Source organism: Corallococcus sp. 4LFB (assembly GCF_046520365.1).
Taxonomy (GTDB): Bacteria; Myxococcota; Myxococcia; order Myxococcales; family Myxococcaceae; genus Corallococcus; species Corallococcus caeni.
This window is the reverse complement of the sequence record NZ_JBKGHJ010000502.1, coordinates 1-5,795: the sequence shown is the minus strand read 5'-3', so window position 1 is coordinate 5,795 and position 5,795 is coordinate 1. Positions and strand designations below refer to the sequence as shown.

The window sequence follows — 5,795 nt, the reverse complement described above, 5'->3', positions numbered from 1 at the left end:
CCGCCGCCACCCCCAGCCCTGAAGGCCCCGGGGGCGACACGGCGCGGCGCGCGGACACGGGCGGCTCCGGCCGACGGGCTCAGGCGACGCCGAGCTTCTCGCGCGTCCCGGCATCGAGCTTCAGGGCGTCGGCCATGTCCTCCGCCTCGAAGAACGGCCGGAGCTCCATCTTGCTCGGACCCGGCATGACATTGGGGCAGCGCTTGGCCCAGGCCACCGCCTCGTCCATGTCCTTGACCTTCCAGATGGAGAAGCCGGCGATCAGCTCGCGGGTCTCGGTGAACGGCCCGTCGATGACCGTGCGGCGGGGACCCTCGACGAGGATCCGCCTGGCCTCGGTGGTGGGCTTGAGGCCGGCGCCGGCCAGCAGGACGCCGGCGTTGATCAGCTCCTCGTTGAACCGCTCCATCGCCTCGAACGCCTCGGGCGTGGGGGGCTCGCCCTTTTCGGTACCTTCCGTGGCTATCGCGAAGACCATCACCCGCATCGTCCATCTCCTGGTTCGAGCCGGCCTCATGGGCGACTCACCGGGACGACGAACGGGCATTTCGGAGATCGACAGCGTTCTGCAAATCCTGCTCGGCGTTCGAAGCGCGCGTAGCAGCCGGGGCGGTTTCGCGCCCGCCACCTCGCGGGTGGGGCGCCCGGAACCAGTCCGGAGCCCGCTCACCCGCGGAGGGTCTGTGAAGGGGGATTCTAAAGGGCTAGACGCGGGGCTGAAAGCCCGTCCCGGCGTCCGAGGCCGGTGTCGCCTGGGCGGCGGCGACCGCCCTGTCGCCTTCCTTCAGGTCGGTCGTCACCAGCTCCAGGAGCTCCGTGGCGATGCCGATGACCTGGTGCGGCGTGTAACCGCTTGCGCGCAGCTGGTTGAAAAACGTGCGCGCGAGGATGCGGGTGCCCTTCTGGTCGGTGCTCACGGGAATGCCTCCGGATTGAGCGCCGCGTCTCCGGGCGCCGCGTCTGCTTGGGAGTCCGGTCTTCAACCTCCGTGCCAGTCGTTCTCTTCCAAACGGATTCTCCAGCAGTCCTCAGGGGTTGAAGGCCGGAACTGGACGGCACGGAACGTGGATGGTGCGAAGGGGGTTACGCACCCGGATGTCCCACCCGCCCGGAGGCCGGTCCCGGGTGCATCAGCGGGTACGCACCCACCCCGGGCCCCGCCAAAGGCCGTCCCGTCTTTTCAAGTGCTTGCATTCCCTCCGGGGGGTGGAGCACATACGCGCCCCCATCGAGGAGTCAGAACACAATGGCGTACCGGGTGAACAACATCGGGCTGTGGCTGGACGAGCCGGAGGAGCTGCTCGGCCAGCGCGCCGCGGAGAAGCTGGGGGTCACCCGGAGTGACCTCGCCTCCGTGCGGGTGGTGCGCTCGGTGCTGGATGCGCGCAAGAAGGGCAGCCCGCGTTACATCTACACGCTGGAGGTGGAGCTGGCCCCGGGCCGCAAGGCGCCGCGGCTGCCCCCGGACGTGAGCGAGGCCCCGCCCGCGCCGGAAGCGCCGCCGCGCGTGAAGGAGCCGCAGAAGCTGCCGCTCATCATCGGCACCGGACCCGCGGGGTTGTTCTGCGCGCTGGGCCTCCTGGAGCGCGGCGTGCGCAGCATCCTGCTGGAGCGCGGCAAGGAGGTCGTCACCCGCCGCAAGGACGTGGCGAAGCTCATGCGCGACGGGTCGCTGGACCGCGAGAGCAACATGAACTTCGGCGAGGGCGGCGCCGGCGCGTACACGGACGGCAAGCTGTCCACGCGCATCAACCACCCCATGGTGCGCAAGGTGATTGAGGCCTTCGCGAAGTACGGCGCGCCGGATCACATCCTCATCGAGGGCAAGCCGCACATCGGCTCCGACCTCTTGCCGGGCGCGGTGGCGAAGCTGCGCGAGGAGCTCATCGCGGGCGGCTGCCAGGTGTACTTCGAGCAGCGCGTGGAGGACCTGCTCTACCGCGACGGCCGCATCGCGGGCGTGAAGATGGCGGATGGGCGCACGCTGGAGAGCGACCGCGTCATCCTGGCGCCGGGCAACTCCGCGCGCGAGCTGTACGAGCGCTTCGCCGCCGACGGCCGCGTGAGCGTGGAGGCCAAGCCCTTCGCGCTGGGCTTCCGCGCGGAGCACCCGCAGTCGCTCATCAACGGCATCCAGTACGGCTCCGCCGCGAAGCACTCCAAGCTGCCGCCCGCGGACTACAAGCTGGCGGAGAACCTGGACGTGGACGGCGAGGTGCGCGGCGTCTACTCGTTCTGCATGTGCCCCGGCGGCATCGTGGTGCCCACGCCCACCGAAGAGGGGCTGCAGTGCACCAACGGCATGAGCAACTCGCGGCGCAACGCGAAGTTCGCCAACGCGGGCATCGTCGTGTCGGTGTCCGTCGCGGACTTCGCGCGCGAGGGCTTCCACGGGCCGCTGGCGGGCCTGGAGTTCCAGCGGCACTGGGAGTCGGAGGCGTACAAGCTGGGCGGAGGCCGCTTCTTCGCGCCCGCGCAGACCATTCCGGACTACCTGGCCGGCCGCGTGAAGAAGGACCCGGGCGACACCAGCTACCGCCCGGGCCTGGCGCACACGGACCTGAACCAGCTCTTCCCGGAGCGGCTGACGCAGTCCCTCAAGGCGGCGCTGCGCACGTTCGACCGGAAGATGAAGGGCTTCATCAGCGACGAGGGGAAGCTCATCGGCATCGAGAGCCGGACGTCCTCCCCGGTGCGCATCACCCGGGGTGACGACCTGCAGTCCGTGTCCATGCGCGGCCTGTACCCGGTGGGCGAGGGCTGCGGGTACGCGGGCGGCATCGTGTCCTCCGCCATTGATGGACTGCGCGCCGCTGAGCAGATTGCCACCGAGCTGGCTTGAGGTCCCCTCCCCTTCCGGGCGAGGGTGGCCAGGGAGGGATGGACCCATGGCGTATCGCGTGCGCACCCCGGATGGTGAGCTGATGTTCCCCTCGCTGGGCGACATCGAGCGCGCCTACGTGCAGGGCCTGGTGGACGCCGACGACGAGGTGCGTGAGGACGGCGCGGAGAAGTGGCGCAAGGCGTCCTCGCTGCCGGTGCTCGCCCGGGCGAAGAAGCCCCAGAGCGGCAAGGCGGCCCGGGCGCAGACGTTCACGGTCCTGGGCGTCGTGGCCCTGGGCCTGCTCGCCCTGGCGGTGATGGTCCTGGGACAGGAGCCCAGAGTGCGCATGATGGGCGTCCTGCTGGCCCTGGTGGTCAGCGGGCTCCTCATGCGGGTGACGTTCAAAGCCTACAAACGGCCACCGCTCGTCCCCTGAAGACGCTCCCTCCCCTGCCCTCCAGGGCAGCGGCACGGCACTCGCCGCCAGCCGGCCCCACACGGCCCATGTTGGGTGAAAGGCACCCCGGAGGGTGCCCGCCATCGCGCTGGAGGAGGACCGCACCTTGCTCAGCACCTACCTGTCCCGAGAAGCCGCCCGCAAGCTTCGCCATGGCGCGCCCTGGCTTCGCCGCGAGGACATCGTCTCCATCGAGGGCGAACCGCAGCCGGGCACGCCCATGCAGCTCAAGGACGAGGACGGGCAGCTCCTGGGCCTGGGGGACGTGGACCTCCAGGCCTCCTACGCCGTGCGCCGCCTGGGCCTGCCGGACGAGTCCGTGGAGGGGCTCATCCCGCGCCACGTGCGCCATGCCTTCGAGCGGCGCGGCCGGCTGGTGGACGACCCGCGCTTCTGCCGCATCGTCAACGACGACGGGGACGGGCTGCCGGGCCTCATCGTGGACCGGTATGATCAGCACTTCGTCGTCCAGACGCTCACCCGCTCCATGGACGCGCGGCAGGAGGAGATCACCCGCACGCTGGGAGAGGTGACGGGGGCGGCCTCCGTGCTCCTGCGCAACGACACGCTCCGGCGCAAGGCGCTGGGCCTGCCCGCGCAGCGCCCGCACGTGATGTACGGCACGCCGCCGCGCTGGTGCCGCCTGCTGGAGATGGGCGCGCGCTTCACCGTGGACCTCACCTACGGCAAAGGCACCGGCTACGGGTACGACCACCGCGAGCTGCGCCGCTTCCTGGGGCGCACCGGCAACGGGGACCGGGTGCTGGACGTGGCGTGCAACGTGGGCGGCCTCTTCATCCACGCGGGGCGCCACGGGGCGAAGCAGATATTGGCCTTCGACGGCAACGCGGACGCGGCGGACCTGGCGCGCGAGAACGCGGAGGCCAACGGCCTGCTCGGCCGGGTGACGGTGGAACAGGGCGAGCCGCTGGCCGTGCTCCGGGCCATCAAGGAGACCTTCGACCTGGTGCTGCTGGACACGCTGGGCGTGGCGTCCGAGGAGGACTTCGTCGAACAGCTGCGGCTGGGCCTGAGGCGCACCCGCCACGGGGGGCGGCTGCTGGTGGTCGGTTATCACCCACCAGTGGGCCTGGGCGCGTTCACCGAGTGCGTGGCCACGGCATGCGAGCAGGAGGCGCGCATCGCATTCCGGCTGGTCCGGATGGGATTGCCGCCGGACCACCCGGCGCCGGTCGCTCCCCGGGGGCCGAGTACCTGGAGGCGGTGGCGCTGGAGGTGAGCTGAGGGCGTGTTGTTTCGCCCTCGACGGGGCTCCTCGGTGTTAGTGTCCGCGCCGCGATGACAACCGAAAACGAGTCCCAGGCCGCGACCACTTCCACCCCGGAGGCTTCCGTCGAGACCGTCCGCAAGGTGTACGCGGCGGACCTGCGCGAGAAGGATCGCGTCAATACCGTCTTCCGCGTCACCAAGAAGGAGAAGGTGAACGCGCGCAGCGGCAAGGTGTTCCTGTCGCTGTCCCTGGCCGACAAGAGCGGCACGGTGGACGCGCGCGTGTTCGACCAGGTGGACGCGCTCGAACCCGTCTTCCAGAACGGTGACTACGTCCTCGTGCAGGGCAGCGTCATCGTCTTCCACGGCCGCACCCAGGTCGTCGTGGAGGCCGTGGAGCGGCTGGATCCGGAGCCGCTCGACCCCAAGGAGTTCGAGCCGCCCCCCGCCCCGCCCGCAGAGGCGAAGTCCAACGAGTCGAAGTCCGGCGAAGCGAAGTCCAACGAGTCGAAGTCCGGCGAGGGCAAGCCCGCGGCCGAGGCGAAGTCCGGCGAGGCCAAGGCCTCCGAGGGCAAGCCCGAGCGCCACGAGGGCGGCGGTGGACCGCGCGCGGTGGGGCAGATCCGCGAGCTCATCACCGAGCGCGTCAACGACCCGTTCGTGAAGCAGCTGCTGCTGGCGTTCCTGGACGACGCGCAGGTGTCCACGGCGCTGCCGGTGGCGCCCGCGGCGAAGGGCGTGCACCGCGCGTGGCGCGGCGGGCTGGCCGAGCACGTGCTGTCGGTGATGCGCCTGACGCTGCGCGTGTCGGACCACTACCCCATGGCGGACCGCGACCTGCTGCTGGCCGGCGCGTTCCTGCACGACGTGATGAAGGGCGGCGACGGCGCGTCCGACAAGGGCTTCGACACCTCCGACGAGGGCCGGCTGGTGGGCCACGCGGTGCTGGCGGCGCAGAAGATCCGCGAGAAGACCCTGGGCATCCCGGGCTTCCCGCCGCTCCTGGAGCAGCACCTGACGCACCTGGCGATCTCCCAGCAGGGCCCGTCCGGCGCCCCCGGCGTGAAGGTGCCGGTGACGCTGGAGGCGCAGATCGTCGACACGCTCAGCGCGCTCGACGCGCGCATCTCCGCGTGGGTGGAGGCCATGCAGCGCGACCCGAACGAGCGCTGGACGGATCACCTGCGCGCGTACGACCGCTCGCTCTGGAAGGGCTTCGTGCCCACCGGCCGCGGCCGCGCCCCGGTGGAGGGCGGCCGCCGCAAGCAGCGCGAGGAGAAGCGC

General features: G+C 70.9%; 5 protein-coding genes and 1 pseudogene. 4 read left to right on the top strand and 2 right to left on the bottom strand.

Annotation, left to right across the window (positions count from 1 at the left end; genetic code table 11):
- Positions 1-79 precede the first annotated feature (79 nt).
- Positions 80-487, bottom strand: coding sequence for a YciI family protein (locus tag ACLEQD_RS35250; RefSeq protein ID WP_410390150.1), 408 nt, complete (start codon positions 485-487; stop codon positions 80-82).
- Between the two features lie 217 nt (positions 488-704).
- Complete coding sequence (locus ACLEQD_RS35245; RefSeq protein WP_410390148.1) at positions 705-917, bottom strand: hypothetical protein; 213 nt, start codon at positions 915-917, stop codon at positions 705-707.
- A gap of 329 nt (positions 918-1,246) precedes the next feature.
- Here ACLEQD_RS35245 and ACLEQD_RS35240 point away from each other — a divergent pair, with 329 nt between their 5' ends.
- The 4 genes and pseudogenes from ACLEQD_RS35240 to ACLEQD_RS35225 all read left to right on the top strand — a co-directional run.
- Complete coding sequence (locus ACLEQD_RS35240) at positions 1,247-2,842, top strand: NAD(P)/FAD-dependent oxidoreductase (protein WP_410390146.1); 1,596 nt, start codon at positions 1,247-1,249, stop codon at positions 2,840-2,842.
- Between the two features lie 46 nt (positions 2,843-2,888).
- The gene (locus tag ACLEQD_RS35235; RefSeq protein WP_410390145.1) at positions 2,889-3,260 is read left to right on the top strand and encodes a hypothetical protein; all 372 of its coding nucleotides are present in this window, start codon (positions 2,889-2,891) and stop codon (positions 3,258-3,260) included.
- 127 nt (positions 3,261-3,387) lie between these two features.
- Positions 3,388-4,526: pseudogene (locus tag ACLEQD_RS35230) on the top strand (class I SAM-dependent rRNA methyltransferase).
- 54 nt (positions 4,527-4,580) lie between these two features.
- Positions 4,581-5,795: OB-fold nucleic acid binding domain-containing protein (locus ACLEQD_RS35225; RefSeq protein WP_410390143.1), on the top strand; the 1,215-nt coding region annotated here is incomplete at its 3' end.

Coding starts and splice junctions, on each gene's coding strand:
- ACLEQD_RS35250 (WP_410390150.1), bottom strand. CDS start 487: ATGCGGGTGATGGTCTTCGCGATAGCCACGGAAGGTACCGAAAAGGGC.
- ACLEQD_RS35240 (WP_410390146.1), top strand. CDS start 1,247: ATGGCGTACCGGGTGAACAACATCGGGCTGTGGCTGGACGAGCCGGAG.
- ACLEQD_RS35235 (WP_410390145.1), top strand. CDS start 2,889: ATGGCGTATCGCGTGCGCACCCCGGATGGTGAGCTGATGTTCCCCTCG.